This is a genomic window from Achromobacter sp. 1012554356 (assembly GCF_059760815.1).
On record NZ_JCBANC010000001.1, the window covers coordinates 1 to 18,010 of the forward strand.

Annotated in this window: 13 protein-coding genes and 1 pseudogene; 4 read left to right on the forward strand and 10 right to left on the reverse strand. The window is 60.8% G+C overall.

Going from position 1 to position 18,010, the window contains the following annotated elements; genetic code table 11:
• Positions 1-684: 684 nt before the first annotated feature.
• From AC6LJW_RS00005 to AC6LJW_RS00015, 3 genes and pseudogenes are all read right to left on the reverse strand, one after another.
• A complete protein-coding gene (locus AC6LJW_RS00005; RefSeq protein ID WP_498086131.1) occupies positions 685-1,971 on the reverse strand; it encodes a hypothetical protein in 1,287 nt (428 codons plus the stop codon).
• 343 nt (positions 1,972-2,314) lie between these two features.
• A complete protein-coding gene (locus AC6LJW_RS00010) occupies positions 2,315-4,624 on the reverse strand; it encodes an NACHT domain-containing protein (RefSeq protein WP_498086132.1) in 2,310 nt (769 codons plus the stop codon).
• Positions 4,625-4,947: 323 nt separating this feature from the next.
• A pseudogene (locus AC6LJW_RS00015) lies at positions 4,948-6,350 on the reverse strand (IS1182 family transposase).
• A 443-nt stretch (positions 6,351-6,793) separates the two neighbouring features.
• Between AC6LJW_RS00015 and AC6LJW_RS00020 the strand changes: the two are divergent.
• Positions 6,794-7,126: a hypothetical protein gene (locus AC6LJW_RS00020; RefSeq protein ID WP_498086133.1), complete on the forward strand. Its 333-nt coding sequence runs from the start codon at positions 6,794-6,796 to the stop codon at positions 7,124-7,126.
• A 99-nt stretch (positions 7,127-7,225) separates the two neighbouring features.
• Here the strand turns inward: AC6LJW_RS00020 and AC6LJW_RS00025 are convergent, their stop codons facing one another.
• Together AC6LJW_RS00025 and AC6LJW_RS00030 are read right to left on the reverse strand one after the other, a co-directional pair.
• Positions 7,226-7,963, reverse strand: coding sequence for an anti-sigma factor family protein (locus AC6LJW_RS00025; protein WP_498086134.1), 738 nt, complete (start codon positions 7,961-7,963; stop codon positions 7,226-7,228).
• Entirely contained in the window at positions 7,960-8,475 is a 516-nt protein-coding gene (locus AC6LJW_RS00030) for a sigma-70 family RNA polymerase sigma factor (RefSeq protein WP_205736559.1), read from the reverse strand. Before AC6LJW_RS00030 ends, AC6LJW_RS00025 begins: the two co-directional genes overlap by 4 nt.
• Positions 8,476-8,811: 336 nt before the next feature.
• Here AC6LJW_RS00030 and AC6LJW_RS00035 point away from each other — a divergent pair, with 336 nt between their 5' ends.
• Entirely contained in the window at positions 8,812-9,897 is a 1,086-nt protein-coding gene (locus AC6LJW_RS00035; RefSeq protein WP_498086219.1) for a catalase family peroxidase, read from the forward strand.
• Positions 9,894-10,463 (forward strand): cytochrome b, encoded by a 570-nt coding sequence (locus tag AC6LJW_RS00040; protein ID WP_498086135.1) that lies wholly within the window; start codon positions 9,894-9,896, stop codon positions 10,461-10,463. The genes AC6LJW_RS00035 and AC6LJW_RS00040 overlap by 4 nt, the downstream gene beginning before the upstream one ends.
• A gap of 68 nt (positions 10,464-10,531) precedes the next feature.
• On the opposite strand, the gene AC6LJW_RS00045 is transcribed toward AC6LJW_RS00040, so the two are convergent.
• Positions 10,532-10,954 (reverse strand): hypothetical protein, encoded by a 423-nt coding sequence (locus AC6LJW_RS00045; RefSeq protein ID WP_056566977.1) that lies wholly within the window; start codon positions 10,952-10,954, stop codon positions 10,532-10,534.
• A 15-nt stretch (positions 10,955-10,969) separates the two neighbouring features.
• Positions 10,970-11,344, reverse strand: a complete 375-nt coding sequence (locus AC6LJW_RS00050; RefSeq protein WP_056565791.1) for a glutaredoxin family protein — start codon at positions 11,342-11,344, stop codon at positions 10,970-10,972.
• Between the two features lie 232 nt (positions 11,345-11,576).
• Here AC6LJW_RS00050 and AC6LJW_RS00055 point away from each other — a divergent pair, with 232 nt between their 5' ends.
• Positions 11,577-12,653 (forward strand): hypothetical protein, encoded by a 1,077-nt coding sequence (locus tag AC6LJW_RS00055; protein WP_498086136.1) that lies wholly within the window; start codon positions 11,577-11,579, stop codon positions 12,651-12,653.
• A 3-nt stretch (positions 12,654-12,656) separates the two neighbouring features.
• On the opposite strand, the gene AC6LJW_RS00060 is transcribed toward AC6LJW_RS00055, so the two are convergent.
• The 3 genes from AC6LJW_RS00060 to AC6LJW_RS00070 form a co-directional block, all read right to left on the reverse strand.
• A complete protein-coding gene (locus AC6LJW_RS00060; protein WP_498086137.1) occupies positions 12,657-13,892 on the reverse strand; it encodes an MFS transporter in 1,236 nt (411 codons plus the stop codon).
• A gap of 224 nt (positions 13,893-14,116) precedes the next feature.
• Positions 14,117-16,141: an acetyl/propionyl/methylcrotonyl-CoA carboxylase subunit alpha gene (locus AC6LJW_RS00065; protein ID WP_498086138.1), complete on the reverse strand. Its 2,025-nt coding sequence runs from the start codon at positions 16,139-16,141 to the stop codon at positions 14,117-14,119.
• 73 nt (positions 16,142-16,214) lie between these two features.
• A complete protein-coding gene (locus tag AC6LJW_RS00070) occupies positions 16,215-17,822 on the reverse strand; it encodes a carboxyl transferase domain-containing protein (RefSeq protein WP_175137021.1) in 1,608 nt (535 codons plus the stop codon).
• Between the last annotated feature and the right edge of the window lie 188 nt (positions 17,823-18,010).

Consider the following 18,010-nt stretch of genomic DNA (forward strand, 5'->3'; position numbering starts at 1 on the left):
GGGCGACGGTGTGGATGGCGAAACGGGGTGGGGATGAGGCGTGACTTGCTGGCAACGTCGCGAGGATTGAATCAAATGGGGGTGCGCATCAAAAACGGACGAGTTGATGACCGGGCAGTTCTGTTACGTTGTCTGATATTGGGCCTACAGAATTCATCGTTGAGGAGTGACTCACCATAATGAGCAACTCACTGAGCCGCTGAATGAACGATTCATTTCGCACAACGCGCTCTAGGCCATGGGCGAACGCGCAAAGAAGTATCGACGATGAAGACGAGGAATTTGTATGCCGAGATTGCGGAAGGCTTTGCTGCACTATCGGATGCGCGGGCTGGCAACCTGAATCTGCGCACTGTGTGTGTCTCAATTCCCGGGATGGGGGAAGAGGGATTTCAGGCTGTTGAATCCGAACCCGAAGATGAACCTGTGGATTTAACAGCAGGAGAGGTTTCCCGACGCGGAGCGGTTTCGGGCCGGGCATCGGTGCGTGGGACGTCATCGGGATGGTGGCAGCGGTTGTAGACGAATTTCAGTTTCGTAATGGTTATCAGTAAGGTCAGCTTTCGGCCGGGAGCGGTCAATACGAACCTCGGGTACTCACTGCGGCCACAACCAGCTTAACTGTGGTGCCAGCCGTTCGCGACAGCTGGTCGCGTCGGGTTCGGCTGCACTCGCAGCTAGCATTTATTTATGAGTATGCTGCAATAGTTCACTTGCTTTCAGGAGCACGTAACCGGGTCTATGACGCGCCTTTCCAAGCTGATGTCCTGTGGTGGTTTCGTGCTGAATTAATAATTGCAGGATGGGAAGTAGCCCGCCAAGAGAGGCCGCGACCTGACCACTTCCAAGCCCATATGCAGATATTCCTAGCCCGAGGGTGGCATAGGCAACCTTCCAGTACCTCGCAGCATGTTTTTTCGTCGCATCAAGTTCGTTCCGGACCTCTACCGCCTGTTCCCGCAGTTCGCCGACTATATCCGCTTCATTGGCCCCATTGATCTCAGAGAATGAAAGGTGGCGAGACATTAACTCACGCAAGGCCGGCAAGGCTCGAGATGCTTCCATTCTAAGCTGAAGTATTTGCTCTGCGTTCAATTCGCTGACCCACGGGAGGTTGACATTGCGGCGCTCGTCGAAGACCCGCACGTCCCGACGGTCTCGCACCCAGCCCTCCTGACGAGCTAGAGCTGTCATCCCAAGCTTTGAGTTCGAGAAAACCACTCCATTTCCTACTGACGCTTCACTGCTCGACCAAAGCGCGGAGCGTACCGCCGTATAAAGCACGCGCCGAATTACTTCTTGCGGCAGCGGAGTTCGATATGCTCCTAACCACTTTGCGGGACGAACGCGAAGAATCAATTGCGGAGAATAGACACTTCCCGTGCTGAGGCTTAAACCATTTTCCGTATTCTCTACAGTAAACTCCGACGAATATTCCTCAATTAGTTGATCGGTAATACTGCTGACGCGCTCCTCAAAAATTGGCAGGCATCCACCACACACGGGTTTCCAGGGGGACCGAAATTTTATAACGCCGCCAAGAATTAGCGGAAACAGTTCGGCTAAAACCAGCATATCTTCCAAGACCTTCTGAAGCCGCGCGTCGTCTAGTACGTCATCATCTACAAACTGTTCGGTAAGATAATCCGTTATCCAGACGGTATCGCCCAACAGTCCCAAGCTGCGCACGAACCTCTTTGCCGCCCCGACGCGACATATTAAGTCTGCACACCCGATTCGTTCATCAAATAAATTGAGCGCGCCATCTGCAAATATCCTTAGATCTGTGGGAAGTCCAGAGGGAGGAGAGTCACTTATGCTCTTCTCCTGATAAAAGCGGCTCTGTGCCTTAAGCTCTGGCAGCAGCCTTTTAAGATTAGCCAACGCTTCAGGCGGGCCAGACGACTTTAGAGCGACCTCAGTTATAAGCAAAAATATTGCCGGAGGGATTGTGTTCAGATCGAGGTCCATTTTTTTTCGCCTTAGGTCGACATTCTTAGTATCGCGCCGAAACGGGGCCTATTTTACGAAGCTGGGAAGCACAGTCGCTACCTTGGCATCGAGGTCAATGATGCTCTTGAGATGGCTGAACATACAGAGGTTTGATGCATCCCGGACCGCGGGCGGTCGCTTGCCGGCCAGAAACAGACCGTGGCCGCAGCGAAAAAAGGCTGCTCAGCGCTCAAGTTGACCGGTGACGGAGGGCGAAGCGCGTAAAGGACAAAAAGCGGACAGGAAGAACCTGAGTGCTCCTCTGCTTTTTGCCTCTACGATGAATCGCCAATTGAGCATCGTTGCTCAAAATGAACGTTAGCTACCTCCCTAATGTCTTGGCCTCTGACATGGCGGGGTCATCACAAGCATTAGGGGTTGCAAGAATCTTCCGTGCCCTATTTATCTCTTTTCGAACCGGAATCCATACGTTTCCATCGCCACGGTTATAAAGAACTATGAGGCCGTGGTTTTGAAGCAACTTTATCGCCTCGGGTATAAGCTGACGATCATTCAAGTCAAGCCCTCTAAACAAGGCTGATTCTGCACGGCCGCTTAGGCTTTGGACAAAGAGTTTTCGTAAAATTGTGAGCACCACTTTTTCTCCGCGACTTAAAGCGGAGCTCAAAATTGCTGCCTGAGTGTTTGATGAATCCGAAAAGTTCTCGTATGTGCATTTATCATCAAATTTGTCTATCGGAAGATCCGCTTTGTTAGAGCGCCCCTTGATCGACATTAGGACGCAACTTTGAAATCTAGGCAGCAGGTTATCTTGGCTTGATTCAGATAGCTCTATAGTCTCAAGCAGGCAATCCTTGAACATTAAGTTAGAGAAGTCGACGTCAGATGACCAGCATGTAAGCACGTAGTTTTCAAATATTTCGCCTTCAATATTGGTAGCAGCCTTTGGCGCGTACGGATATTCAATACATAAAGCAGCAATATCGGCTCTCAAGCTGCCAATATCTCCGATGTCCGATGTGGAATCAAAAGCGCTGTCAATAGATGCTTTAGAAAAATGGGGGATCAGTTTGAGATTTCGACAAATTCTCGTGACAGCCGTTTGGCCTACGAAAGCTGATGCAAGCGAAACTGCCGAGCGCCATCCGTCATCTTGAAGCATTCCATATGGGTTAACAATGAAATCCGTAACATCCCTTGCTCGACAGACCTCTGCTAACTCTAAATCTACAAAAGTTCTGGAGTCATCTTCGTCGCGATAAACCCCTAGGCCCGGCAATCGCTGCAGCAATAAGTTGGCTTGCTCATCAGGCTCTGAGTCGCAAATTTGAATGTACGAGTTTCGAATTTGTTGTTGTGTGAGAGGCCCAAGTCCGTCTACGGAAGCCCTAGCAACAGTCGACAGCCGTTCGAGAATACGTCTAAGAGTCTGACCGTCCAGATTCGGGCTAATTTTTGATTCCCGATCAAAAATCTGGTCAAGAAGATAATGCCAGCCGTCGGTTGAATCTATTGAATCGGCGAGTATTCCGTTATTATCAAGGAGTCCTCTCGTCGCAATGTACGCCACAAGAAGTGGACGTGTGGGAAGCCATGCTGGAAACGGAATATTTTTTCCGGAAACTCTCTCTAGATATTGTTGGATCTGCTTTCTCGTGAACTCTCCAACTGCTATTGTAATTGTGTCGGATCTAATTCCGAGAGCGCTTTTTCTTTCCTGTGGGGTGCTAAAGAAATGGTCTCGACCTGCAACAATAAACCCAGTCGATGCAGGGGTTTGTTCAATTAGCTTTCTAGTGGCTTCAAGCGACCGTCTTCTTGCTTCTTTTAGCTTTGATCTTGCTGAGGATATGCCAAGTGTTGTGATCTCATCAAACCCATCAATTATGAGTATCGCAAAGCCCGCCCGCCACGCGCTCACCAAGCTGTAAGGCTTTTCGTAACCGATTCGTCTTGCATGACGTTCAAGCAATTCCGAAGGGTCGTCCTGGCCCGAGTGCTCCCTGAGATTTATATAGAGCGGGAACTGAGGTGTCCCCCCTGCTCTGTATTTGTCACGCAACGCGAAATACAGTTGGCGCAACGTCATGCTCTTGCCGGCGCCGTAATCACCGAGAATCGTAAAACTTCCGCCGTTTGCTAGGCTGGAGGCGATTGAGTCAATACTCAGTTGCTCTCCGCTTTCCAGATTAAGTAGATCGAGCGGAATGTAGTTGACAGAAGGTTTTATCGTCTGCGTTACCGGGTCTAACACGCTCCCAAACATGTGATTTTCCCGACGATCAAAATAAGCGGGGACGTCAACCAATGCCTGCTGAAACTGTGAGAAAGATACTGCCTTTACTTGCTGTTTTCCGTGGATCTTGACCTCCTCCCGTTGATCTGCGGTAGGCTCTTCTTTTGTCACAAACCAACCCACTGCGCCTTTCATGGAACCAGATCTTTGTTGCTCAGCCATTGCGCCGAAGATTTTCTTCGTATCGTCTTTGGCCTTATCTGCCCGACGAGACGTTGTGGCCTCGACGTAGTGGACTACGTCGTCTGTTTCAAAAACTCCGTCGCGCTCCTTTCCGCCCCTAATAGTCGCCCCATCAAACTGAGCCTGGGGCCATCGTGCTCGAGCAATTCTTCGCACTTCGTTTTCAAACAGCAAATCTTCGCCGAAGCCCATTTTCTCCTACCTCTTCGTTTATTGTGAAATCCAAGTCAATTTGAATTGCGTAGAGACCACTTTGGGCCAAAGACTGGAATGTGAAAAGTGTAACAGAATGTGCTGGCATTGAGCAGGCCGACTGCGTTGGGACATTAGGCCAGTACGACTGGTTAGGGTCGAGGCTATGTGGAAACTCCATTAACTCTAACGACTACAGCGCATGCGCCCGGACCGCCGCAACTTAGGCGGTCTTCACTTCGATTTCTTGACACGAGCCTTCCTGAAGGCCGTTTGAGCGGTGCGATAGGGATTTGAAGCGCGTCAATGGTCGCATGAAGAGCTCAGCTTCCCATCGACAGCATGGCTTTCATCGTTGGTTGGAAGCCTAGGATGCGCATAACCCGCTTGGGGTCATAGGCCAGTACATCAAGCTTATTTCCGTGTTCACATTGCCCAAGCGACGAGTTAGCAAGTGTGTATAGCCCGTCCAATGCTTGAACGTGCCGAACACATGTTCCACCGTGCGCCGCTGTACTTCATCGCTTCTGGCATTCGGTCTAGACGGCGCCGCGCCGCCTCAAGCACGGCCTCTTGTTCCCTTCGACTGATGCGCCGATACGCGCTAGGTGTGCATCGCTCCTTCAAAGCGCGTTGCGGGCAGGCACTACTCCAATAGCGCCGCAATTGAAGGCCATTCTCCTCCCGCGTAAACCGCTGGATGGCGCGCTCGCCGACAGGGCACTGGTACTCATCGTCCTTCGCGTTGTATATGAAGTCCGAACGGTCGAAGCGGCCTTCGGCCTTGGCATTGGAAGTGGTCGGCTTGGGCAAGATCGCATCAATACCGGTCTCTGGACGCGCCTTGATCTGAGGCGCGCTGTAGTAGCCGCGATCGACAATCGCACGCAGTCGCTTCTTGCCCATCGGCTCCCGCGCGGCTTGTGCCATCGATGCCAATGAACCCCAGTCATGTCCTCGGTTCGTCACTTCGTGCGCGACGATCAGATGGTGCTAGGCTTCGACAACCATCTGATTGTTGTAGCCGACTATCCCCAAGCCCCGGCCACTGGTAGCCATCAAGCGGGCATCTGGGGCAGTCACCGACAGTTGACCGTCTGGACTATCTTTCAGCTTATCCTTGACGTCATCCAGCGCACGCATTTGCTTGCGCAGGCGCTCGATCTTGTCGTTGAGCCGGTTGGTCCGGGCCTCGAGCTCGACAGATTGCGTTCGGTCCGCAGTGTCGAGCGCCGCCGGATAGCGACGGATGCTCTCTTTAATCTGCTGCTGACGTTTGTCTATCTTGGCGGCTGTGAAGTTCTTGTCGCGCGTGTTTACTGCCTTGAACTTGCCTCCATCCGCGGCAACCAGGGCTTGGCCGAATAGCTTGAGATCTCGGCATACGGCAACAAAAGCGCCAACAAACGTTGCGAATGCCCGAACCATTGTCACGGCGAAATTCAGCGGGGGTCTTAAATTCTGGCGCCAGACGGCCGACGAGCCACATCAGTTCGACGTTGCGTTGGCACTCTCGCTCGAGTCGACGACTGGACTGGACCCGATTTAGGCAGCTTTAGGTGTAGATCTTCAGCAGCACAGCCGGGTGATGCGACGGGCGGCCGGTAGCTGCTGGCGCTGCCTTCTCAAATCCTAGCGACTCCAGGTTGAGCTCGTCGACGAATGCGTCGATTATGCGCACCGGGTTGCCATCGGCGATGAAGTCATCCAGGCAATCCGGGATCAACGCTACCTGCTACCGGTCCGGATCTTCGATGAATCAGGGCATGCCGACTCCTGGGATCGAGATACCAAAACTCTATCTACACAACCGAAGCAGCGTCAAAGGGTTTTCACACCTTGGTCGAAAGCTGACATTGGAGTTGATCATCGCACCGAGCCAAAACGGTCAGTCTCGTTGTTTTCCTCCTAGCTCCCTGCCGTATACTCCCCCCACTACCGCACCAACGGTAGTCCGGTTTGGAAGCCGGTCAGCTATAGGCGGGCAGCCGCCGCTAAGGCGGCTTGTTTATGTCCGCGCGTCTCTGTTCGTCCCTATGGACGGGCCTTGGCGGGGGTGCGCTTGCGCACGCCGGGTCCTATAGCTCCGGTCTTCCAACCTCGACTCGTGCCCGTCCTCCCCATTTGGAAGTGGGGTGCGGGTTTGTTCGCCGCTATAGGAGATTGTCCATGACGCAGCACTCCCTTACCCAAGACCCCTGGTTCGTCGACTCCAATCCCGAACTTGGCCTGATTTCCCTCTCCCACCTCTACAACATCGACCGCGCCCGGTATGCCATCGCGTCGATCGCCCGCCTTGTCGGCAACAGCGCCTCCGAACCAGACGCAACCGGCGCGCAGCCGCTGGACGCATGGACCGTTGCCGCGTTGTTGGGCGGCGTGGAAGGACTGTGTGAGCACATGGGCGTCATGACAGAGGCCATGCTGGAAACGGCACGAGCGTGCGCACAAGATGCCGATTCCGTCGACCCCACGCATGACGCGCCCGCGTCGATTCAGTAGGCGCAAAAACGGCTCGGGCCTGCCGCGATGTGCGACGGGCCCGAGCTGTTAGATTCCACGAAAACTTGCTCGATCTGAGGCGTTAATCGCTCCGAGGCGTCACGATTCACCCACTTGAATGTTCTGACCGCGTACATCACCCGCCGTCACCAACGCATAGTTGTAACCCTGCCCCGACCAATACCGCGCCACCAGCTCGCCGTCTTTTCGGCTCCCTTGCGCCAGAAACTGCCCCCCCGGCCCAGGCGGCCGAATATAAAACGTAGCGCGCTGCCCCGCATTCTCATAGATAACAAGCGCCGCCGGCCCCTGATCGGTAGCCAACAAACGCGCAGCAACAGGCCTAAACCCGCTATCGCTCAAATTCGGCAACCGCTCGGCATGCGCAAAATACGCATCCAACCACCCCTGCAAATCCCCAGCATCCGCACGCACATCCGGCTGCGGCGCATCCGCTGACGCAAACAACCGATAAGCCTGCATCGCATCCTGCATCGGCAGCACCCGATTCGCCAAGGCCGTATCGCGCGCACTCCATCCCGTAACGCCGCCAATCGCCACCGCCACAACGAGACTAGCCACCATCACCATCCGCCGCCGTGTGCGAACGCGTAGCCCCGCACGCACCGCAGCAGGATCCAACGCAGGATTACCCGGCAAACTATCCCCGCCGGCCCCTTCCCGCAGCCGCTGCGCATCCCGACGCCAAGCCTCCAGCTCCTGTGCCTCATCAGGATGCGCCCGCAAATACGCCTGCAGCTCCTGCAATTGCGACGGATCCAACCGCCCGTCCACATACGCATTCCGCGTCAGATTATCGATAGCGCGTTCGTTCATTTCAATATCCTTAGACGAGCCTCGCCGGCCTGCCCCTCATGCAATTCGCGCAAGGCACTCCGCGCGCGGGACAGGCGCGACATGACGGTGCCCAGCGGTACGTCTAAAACATCGGCGACGGCCTTGTAGCTCATGCCTTCCACGCTGACCAGCCACAGCAGCGTGCGCTGCGCCTCGGGCAGGCGTTCGAAGACATCCAGGGAAGATCGCGCGATGACCTCACGCTCGGCCGACGGCGCGGCGGCGTCGGAGCCGGCAAACCATGACAGCAGCCGCGCATAGCGGCGCGAGCGGCGTTGAGAGTCCAGAAACTGGCGGTACAGGATGGTGAAGAGCCACGCGCGCACGTCGCCTTGCGGACGGCGGCCGCGCCAGCGGGTGAGCGCTCTTTCCAAGGTGGATTGCACCAGGTCGTCGGCCGCGACAGCGTCGCGCGTGAGGCGCAGCGCAAAACGCCGCAGGCGCGGCAGTAGTTGGCGCAGCACGGCGTCGGAGAGTTCTTCCGTTGGCATCTCGTCGTCGGGGGATGCCGGCGCGTCGGGCGGCACGCGGACCGGTTGAATCATGGCGGGTTCCTGGGAGGGCCTGCGTAGCCAGCTTACAGGCCAATGCAGTAAGACGCCTTCCCGGCGGGTTTATTCCATCGCGGAATAACTTTTTTCGCACGGCGTCCTACAGGGGTATTCATCGCCCCATGGGCAAGGAGCCTTATGCAACAAGGATCTGACCGCAACGGCCCGTCGCCGGGTCAAACGCCACCGGGAAGCCAGCCGCCGGGCCGCCTGCCGCCGAATCGCCAATCGCCGGGTGCAGGACACCAAGACGGCCGGTCGCCCGAAGACCGGCCCCTGAAGCCCCGGCCGCTCACCACCCCGCAAACCTTCCTTCGCCTCACCGCCATCGGCGCCATCGTGCTCGCCTCCGGCGCCGCGTTCGCCTACGTGGGCGGCTGGCTCGATCCGCAGCGCCTGACGCCTGACCGCATCGTGAACGCCCTGGAAGCCAACAGCGGCATCCACGAGGGCTTTCGGCGCAACCACGCTAAAGGCGTCTGTGTGATCGGCCGCTTTGAAAGTAGCGGCGCGGCGCACGAGTTATCCTCCGCTGCGGTGTTCGCCTCGGGCAGCACGCCGGTGGTTGGACGATTGGCTCTGCCCGGCGGCAATCCCTACGCGTCGGACTCCAGTGTTCCGATCCGCAGCTTTGCCTTGATGTTCACGTCGGCAAACGGCGAACAGTGGCGAACCGGCATGAACAGCATGCCGGTGTTCCCGCTGTCGACCCCGCAGGCGTTCTACGATCAGCAGCTGGCCGGTCGCCCCGACCCCAAAACGGGCAAGCCCGATCCGCGGCGCATGCAGGCGTTTTTCGCGGCACATCCGGAAACAGGCGCATTCCGCGCGTGGGCCAAGACTGCCAAGCCGTCGGCCAGTTACGCCACCGAAGACTATTACGGCCTGAACGCGTTCTACCTGATCGACGCGAACGGAAAGCGGCAGCCGGTGCGCTGGCAGTTGGCGCCGGTGGACGCGGCGGCGGCGCCGGCGGCGCAGCCGGGACACGATGCGGACTATCTGCAGATCGACCTGCAACAGCGACTGACGCAAGGGCCGTTGCGCTGGCGTCTGCTGCTTACGCTGGGCCAGCCCGGCGATCCCACCAGCGACGCAACTCGCCAGTGGCCGGCGGACCGGCCGACCATTGATGCCGGCACCGTGGTGATCACAAGCAGCGCGCCGCAAAGCGACGGCCCCTGCCGCGACGTGAATTACGACCCGACCGTATTACCGCAAGGGATCGCCGTGTCCGACGACCCGCTGCTGGCGGCGCGTTCCGCGGCTTATGCGGCCTCTTATGAACGCCGCACGGGCGAAGGGCCGCCTCAGGCCGCCGCGGCGCCATCCCATTCCACCCAACCGGAGCGCGCCCAATGAACCCGTCGCCTACTAAAATCCGCCGGCCGCCCGCCACGTTCAGCCTGTTCGCACGCGTGCTGCATTGGTCGATGGCGGCCGGCATACTCGCGATGCTGTTCATCGGTGTGGGCATGGTGGCGTCGGTGTCCGAGCGGCATCAGTGGCTGGTGCAGATCCATAAGCCGTTGGGCTTGGCGCTGCTGGCGCTGGTGTGCATACGGCTGGCCAGGCGCGTGTTCAAGGGTGCGCCTGCGTTGCCGGTTGATCTGCCGGCCTGGCAGCGTCATGCGGCGTTGGCTTCTCATGTCCTGCTGTACGCGCTGATGTTCGCGATGCCGCTGATTGGCTGGGCGATGCTGTCGGCGGGTGGTTATCCGGTCGTGGCGGGCGGTTGGCAGTTGCCGCCGATTGTGCCTGCGGATGCGGCGTTGTTCAGTTGGCTACGGGGCGCGCATCGCTATCTGGCCTTCCTGCTGTTTGCGACGGTGCTGCTGCATCTGGCCGCGGCGTTGTTTCATGGCTGGGTGCGGCGGGATGGCGTGCTGGAATCGATGACGCGGGGTCGTTCGGTGTCATCGCGCTGAATCAGGAATGGGGCCATGCGAGGCAATCTTCATGGCCTCCGTGACCCGAGCGCCGGGGTGACACGGATTCAATTCGGCTTCCAAGTCACCCCATCCTTCGTCCGATACTCCGGCGTGCCCGTGCAGCATCCCCCCGCCCCAAGCGCCTGCCGGCCAATAAACGCCGTGACGCCGCCCTTTTCTTCCGTAAGCGATTGACTCAAGCACGACGTCGGCAAGGGATAGAAATCGCCTTCCAGCACCAGCGTCCAACTCACGTTCTCCCCTTCGGCAGGATCGACCCGATACACCTTGCAGTTATGCGCAAGCAGATGAATGGGTTTTCCAGCGAGCACGCCCTTGAACTGATGTTTAGCCGGCGCCTCGCGCGTTGCGATGGTTTCGGCGGTGAGCTTGGATCCGGCCGGCGGTGGCGGCAGCGACGGTTCGCATGCGGCGAGCAGGCTGGTGGCGCATAGCGCAATGGTCATCCGAATCACGGCAGGCATCATGATCGTGCGGCTCAATCAGGCGACGTTGGCAAACCGCTTTTCCAGGTACGCGATGATGTCGTTTGACTCGTACATCCAGCGCGTGCCCTCGGCGTCTTCGATGCGCAAGCAAGGCACCTTCACCTTGCCGCCGCCCGCCAGCAACGCGGCGCGTGCTTCGGGATCATGCTTGGCATCCTTCAATGCAACCGGCACGTTGAGCCGATGCATGGCGCGGCGTGTCTTCACGCAGAAGGGGCAGGCCTGGAATTGATACAGCGAGAGCGCGGCGGCGTCCGCGTTGACGGCGGCTTGGCCTTGCGGCGAGCGCTTCTGCGGACGCGGACGGGTCAGTGCGTCGCCCAGGACAATGATTTGACCCAGGCCGACACGTAGGGCTTTAACGAGCATGAAGGGGGACTCGGAATGTTGAGAGAGGCTGCCAGTCTACTCTGTGCGGCAGCATGGGCACGGGCGTGTGTGCGGCGCGGCTAATAGCGCGATGCGGCTTGGCGCATTCCCTGACACTTGCCGCGATATGATGCCCTGGCCGTCACGCCCGATTTCGCGCTGGCAGGATTCAGCCCGATGGTGGCAGGCGCCTGTTTGCTCAACACCCGAACTCACAGAGGAACGAAGACCGATGACCCTGTTTCGCCGCGTGGTTGCCCTTGTATGCATGTCTGCCCTGTTCGCCCCGCTCGCTGTGTTGGCACAGTCGCCAACGGATCGCGCGCTGGACGCCGAGGCCGCGGCCCTGAGGGAGCGACATCGCGCGAATACCGACAAGCTGCTGGATCAAGCCCGCGAGGATATGGCGCTGGTCGTGATGCCGACCGTCAATTTCGATGCGCAGCCGCAGCGCGATTTTGATGATGCCGCCACGCGGGACCAATTCACACGCCAGAGCAGCACGCTTTTGCATTGGCAGCATGTGACCGAGAAGGGATACGCGATGACGGTGGGGCAAGGCAAGCACAAGTTCGATGCCGCCGACCTCGGGCCGATGTTTCAGACGACGCGCGGCGGATTGACGTATCAGGTGATTCCGGTCTGGCCCGGCGAATACCGGCTCAACCGCATTACCTATCACCAGCCGCGGACGGCCTTGCCGGACACGGACGCGCGCGCCAAGTCGATGGACTTTCAGAAAGATCTGGGCATGGCAACGCTGACGGAGACGGCGGATGTCGACTTCAAGAAGACAGGACCCTGGACGCCGCTTGCACCCGGCGAGGATGGGCTGGGCGAAGGCTGCCAGGTCATGTTGCGCTTCGGGGAAGGCTGCAATGAGGCCGCGCGGGAGTATCGCTGGGTCGAGGACGCCAAGCGCGCATTCCACGAACGCACGGCGGAGATGGTGCCGGTTGCGGGCGTTGACACCGAGCTGCTCTTCACGCCGTTGGCCACGATCACGCTGAAGGCGGGCGACGTGGTGCTGATGGATGGATTCAAGCTGCCGGACGACCAGCCGGTCATGGTCAAGGATTCGTGCGGGGTGTTGGCCCGGGAATGGGTGTGTTTGCTGGAATCGATGACGCTCGAACGTCTGCCCGCCAGCGTCGAGGATTTTCGGAAGGCGCGTAGTGCTGCCAGTTTCCAGCTGCCGAAGCTGGATGCCGCGTTGAAGGAGCTGGTTTATCGGGAACCTAAGTACTATTTCGAACCGGCGGCTGGGGCACCTAATCGGTTTGAGATGAGTAAGGAAAGCTGGAAATAGCGCCTAGGTCTGCGCCACCTCATTCCCATTCAACGTCCGAAGCCGCCTCAACTCCGGAAACCACCGCATCCAAAGCGCTGCGACCGCAATCGTCCCCACCCCGCCAATCACCACGGCGGGCACCGCACCGAAAAACTGTGCGGTGAGCCCAGACTCAAACTCCCCAAGCTGATTCGACGCGCCGATAAACAAGGTGTTCACCGCGCTGACCCGCCCCAGCATGTGGTCGGGCGTATTCAACTGCACCAGCGATGACCGCACGACAACGCTGACGGCGTCGGCCGCGCCCAGCACGACCAGTGCGGCGATCGAGAGCGGTATCGAGGTCGACAGTCCAAACACCGTGGTCGCCAAGCCGAACACGATCAGCGAGCCGAACAGCAGCCGGCCAACGTTCTCACCGAGGCTCAATCGCGCCAGCGTCAATGACATCAACGCCGCGCCGCAGGCAGGCGCCGCACGCAAAGCACCAAGCGCCCACGGCCCCGCATTGAGAATGTCCTTCGCAAAGATCGGCAGCAGCGCAGTCGCCCCGCCCAGCAGCACCGCAAAGAGGTCCAGCGACAGCGTGCCCAGCAGCAACCGGCGCTGGAATATGAAGGTGATGCCGCCAAACAGCGTGTGCCACGTCGTGGGCTCTTTGCGCGGCGGCGCGCGTTCGATGACGAGGGTGGCAATGGCGATGAAGGCCGTCAGATACAACGCGGCGGCGACGCAGTAGATCCACCCTGCCCCGAGGCTGTAGCCAACGCCGCCGAGCGCGGGGCCGGCGATCTGGGCGATCTGACCGCCGGAGGAGGACAGCGCGGTGGCGCGCGGGAGCCATTCGCGGGGGACGACGGCGGGGATGAGCGTGGAGAGGGTCGGCGCTTCGAAGGCGCGGGCCGAGCTCATGATGATGATGGTGGCGTAAATGAGCGTCTTGCCGCCGACGCCGTGCAGCGCGGCGATGGCGAGGACCAGCGTGGCCAGGGCTTCGAGCGCCATGCAGATGGCGACGATCTTGCGGCGGTCGTAGCGGTCGGCGACGTGGCCGACGACGAGCGTGAGTGCGGCCATCGGGAGGAACTGGGCAAGGCCGATGAGGCCGAGGTCGAGCGCGCTGCCGGACAGCGCGTAGATCTGCCAGCCCACGGCGACGGAGACGATCTGGAATGCCAGCGATGCGGCGACGCGGCCGCAGAGGAAATGCAGGAACGGCGGACGGGAAAGCGGACTGGGCGTGTCGGCGGCGGACATGGTGGGCGTGGCGCGGGGGGAAGCGCCGATTCTAGGCGAGGGGCGCTGACGGACAGCTAAACCGGGACCAGAAGCGCCAGCGCGCGGCCGGACGGGCCTTTTGAGGCGCCGATCGCGTGTCGCATTGAGGCGTAGCGGTGAGGGCTGGGGTCACGGCGTGGCGCAAAGCAAAACGGCTCCCGGCGATACCGCCGGAAGCCGTCGGGTACGTTCTCAACCGGCCGTTACTCGATCGACACCAGTTCGGCGCCTTCGGTCACCTGATCCCCCACCCCGTAGAACACTTCCCCCACCGTACCGTCCGCCGTGGCAGAAATGGTGTGTTCCATCTTCATCGCTTCCATCACGAGCAGCGGCTGGCCCTTTTCGACTTTGTCGCCCGCCTTGACCGAGATCGAGATGATCTTGCCGGGCATGGGCGCGGCCAGACCCGCGCCGTGGTCGCCCTGCGTGTCCTGCGAATGCGTCAGCGCGTCATACAGCTCCAGGACGTGCGAGCCGTCTTCGCGGAAGACGTAGGCGCGGTCGCCGTGCAGGACGACGGTGCCGGCGCTTTCATGGCCTTGCAGCGTGATGCGCAGGCCATAGGCCAGGTTGGGGTTGGCGCTGGCGTGTGAACGCCACAGGAAGGGGCGCGCGCCGTCGCCGGTGTCCAGTGTCCACGCGCCGCCCTGACGGGCGACGGTGACGTGACGAGCTTCGCCGTTGTCGGTCCATTGCAGTTGCCGCCGATACTGGCCGCCCAAGCGCCAGCCGTCGCGCGCGTCCCACGGGTCGGCGGGGCCTTTGCCTGCACCTTGCGCGCCCGGTTGGGCAAGGCCTTGGCGAACCAGCACGGCGGCGGTGGCCAGCGCCAGCGCGTCGGCGTCGGCAGGTTGCGGGTCGGGCAGCAGCGTGGCGCGTTGGCGCTCGATGAGGCCGGTGTCCAGATCAGCGGCCGCAAAGGCGCTGTCCTTCATCAACCGCGCCAGGAAGGCGACGTTGGTCTGCACACCGACAGCCTGCGTCTGCGCCAGCGCTTGCAGCATGCGGGCGCGGGCCTGATCGCGGTCGGCGCCGTGCACGATGAGCTTGGCGATCATCGGGTCGTAGAACGGGGTGATGGTGTCGCCCATGCGCACGCCGCCGTCGACGCGGATGTCGCCGTTGGCAAACGCGGTGTGCGGCGGCAGCCCCAGGTAGGCGAGCGTGCCGATGGACGGCAGAAAGCCCTTCTCGGGGTTCTCGGCGTAGATGCGGGCCTCGATGGCGTGGCCGTTGATGCGCAGGTCTTCCTGGCGCGCGGGCAGCGGCTGGCCGGCGGCGACGCGCAGTTGCCATTCGACGAGGTCGTGGCCGGTGATCATTTCGGTGACCGGGTGCTCGACCTGCAGGCGCGTGTTCATTTCCATGAAGTAGAAGCGGCCGTCGGGCTCGGCGATGAATTCCACCGTGCCCGCGCCCACGTAGCCGACGGCGCGCGCGGCAGAGACGGCGGCTTCGCCCATGGCGCGGCGGCGTTCTTCGGTTATGCCGGGGGCGGGGGCTTCTTCGATGACCTTCTGGTGGCGGCGCTGCACGGAGCAGTCGCGCTCGAAGAGGTACACGCAGTTGCCGTGCGTGTCGGCGAACACCTGGATTTCGATGTGGCGCGGCTTTTGCAGATAGCGTTCGATCAGGACGCGGTCGTCGCCAAAGCTGGAGGCGGCTTCGCGCTGGCACGAGGCCAGTGCGTCGAGGAACGCGCCGGAGGATTCGACGATGCGCATGCCCTTGCCGCCGCCGCCCGCGCTGGCCTTGATGAGGACGGGATAGCCGATGGCGTCGGCCTGCGTTTTGAGGAACTGCGGGTCCTGGTTGTCGCCGTGATAGCCGGGCACGAGCGGCACACCGGCCTTTTCCATGAGGGTCTTGGCGGCGGACTTGCTGCCCATGGCGGCGATGGCCGATGCGGGCGGGCCGACGAAGGCGATGCCGGCATCTTGCGCGGCTTGAGCGAAGGCCTCGTTCTCGGACAGGAAGCCGTAGCCGGGATGGATGGCGCCGGCGCCGGTGTCGCGCGCGGCCTGCAGGATGGCGTCGGCGCGCAGGTAGCTGGCGCGCGGCTCGGAGCCGCCGATGTAGACGGCCTGGTCGCAGGCGGCGACGTGGCGCGAGTTGGCGTCCGCGTCGGAATAGACGGCGACGGTGCGCAGGCCCATGCGGCGGGCGGTGGCGGCGACGCGGCAGGCGATTTCGCCGCGGTTGGCAATCAGCACAGTATCGAACATTGCGTTATCCAAGCTGAAGTGTTCGGAAAGGGCGCGAAGCGCGTAGAAGTGGGGTGCGGCCTATGCGTGCGACCTACATCCGGAAGACACCGAACTTGGTGTCTTCAATCGGCGCGTTCAGCGCGGCGGACAACGCCAGTCCCAGCACGCGGCGCGTGTCGGCGGGGGCGATGATGCCGTCATCCCACAACCGCGCAGTGGCGTAATACGGATGGCCTTCGCGCTCGTACTGGTCGCGGATCGGGGCCTTGAACGCCGTCTCTTCATCCGCCGACCATTGCCCGCCGCGCGCTTCGATGCCGTCGCGCTTCACCGTCGCCAGCACGCTTGCCGCCTGCTCGCCGCCCATGACGGAGATGCGGGCGTTGGGCCACATGAAGAGCATGCGCGGCGAATAGGCGCGGCCGCACATGCCGTAGTTGCCGGCGCCGAACGAGCCGCCGATCAGGACGGTGAACTTGGGCACGTTGGCGGTGGCGACGGCCGTCACCATCTTGGCGCCGTGGCGCGCGATGCCTTCGTTTTCGTACTTGCGGCCGACCATGAAGCCGGTGATGTTCTGCAGGAAGACCAGCGGGATCTTGCGTTGCGCGCACAGTTCGATGAAGTGCGCGCCCTTCTGCGCGGACTCGGAGAACAGGATGCCGTTGTTGGCGACGATGCCGACGGGCATGCCGTGGATGTGCGCAAAGCCGGTGACCAGCGTGGGGCCGAAGCGCGCCTTGAACTCGTCGAACTCGGAGCCGTCGACGATGCGCGCGATGACTTCGCGCACGTCGTAGGGCTTGCGGGTGTCGGCGGGAATGATGCCGTTCAGTTCGCTGGGATCGAAGCGCGGCTCGCGCACGGGAATCGTGGCCAGCGGCTGCGGCTTTTTGCGGTTCAGGCGCGCTACCGCATTGCGAGCCAGTTGCAGCGCGTGCATGTCGTTGGCGGCCAGGTGGTCGACCACGCCGGACAGGCGCGTGTGCACGTCGCCGCCGCCCAGGTCTTCGGCGCTGACTTCTTCGCCGGTGGCGGCCTTGACCAGCGGCGGGCCGCCCAGAAAGATGGTGCCCTGGTTGCGCACGATGATGGACTCGTCGCTCATGGCGGGCACATAGGCGCCGCCGGCGGTGCACGAACCCATCACCACGGCGATCTGCGCGATGCCTTGCGCCGACATCTGCGCCTGGTTGTAGAAGATGCGGCCGAAGTGGTCGCGGTCGGGAAAGACCTCGTCCTGCTGCGGCAGGTTGGCGCCGCCCGAGTCCACCAGATACACGCACGGCAGGTTGTTCTGCGCGGCGATCTCTTGCGCGCGCAAGTGCTTTTTGACCGTCATCGGATAGTAGGTGCCGCCCTTGACCGTGGCGTCGTTGCAGACGATGACGCACTCGGTGCCGGACACGCGACCGATGCCGGTGATGACGCCCGCGCCGGGCGCGTCGCCGTCATACATGCCGTGCGCCGCCATCGGCGACAGTTCCAGGAACGGGGTGCCCGGATCGATCAGGTTCTCCACGCGGTCGCGCGGCAGGAGCTTGCCGCGCGCCGTGTGCTTGGCGCGAGCGGATTCGCTGCCGCCCAAGGCCGTCTGCGCCAGTTGCTGGTTCAGATCGTCCAGTTGCGCCTGCATGGCGCTGGCGTTGTCGATGTAGTCCTGCGACCGCGGATTGATGCGGGATTCGATGATGGGCATGGGGTACCACCCGTCCTGCTTGATTGGAATTTGAAGGCGCTCGGTGTGAGCGGGTTGTCTCGCTGCCCGGTGGGCCGGGCATTCTTGTCGATTGGAAAAATCAGGATTTCGTTGCGCCTTTCCTGCTTGGCCCGCGACCGACCCGTCGCGGTGGTTGCCATGCCAGAAAGGCGCAGCGGAATCCTGCT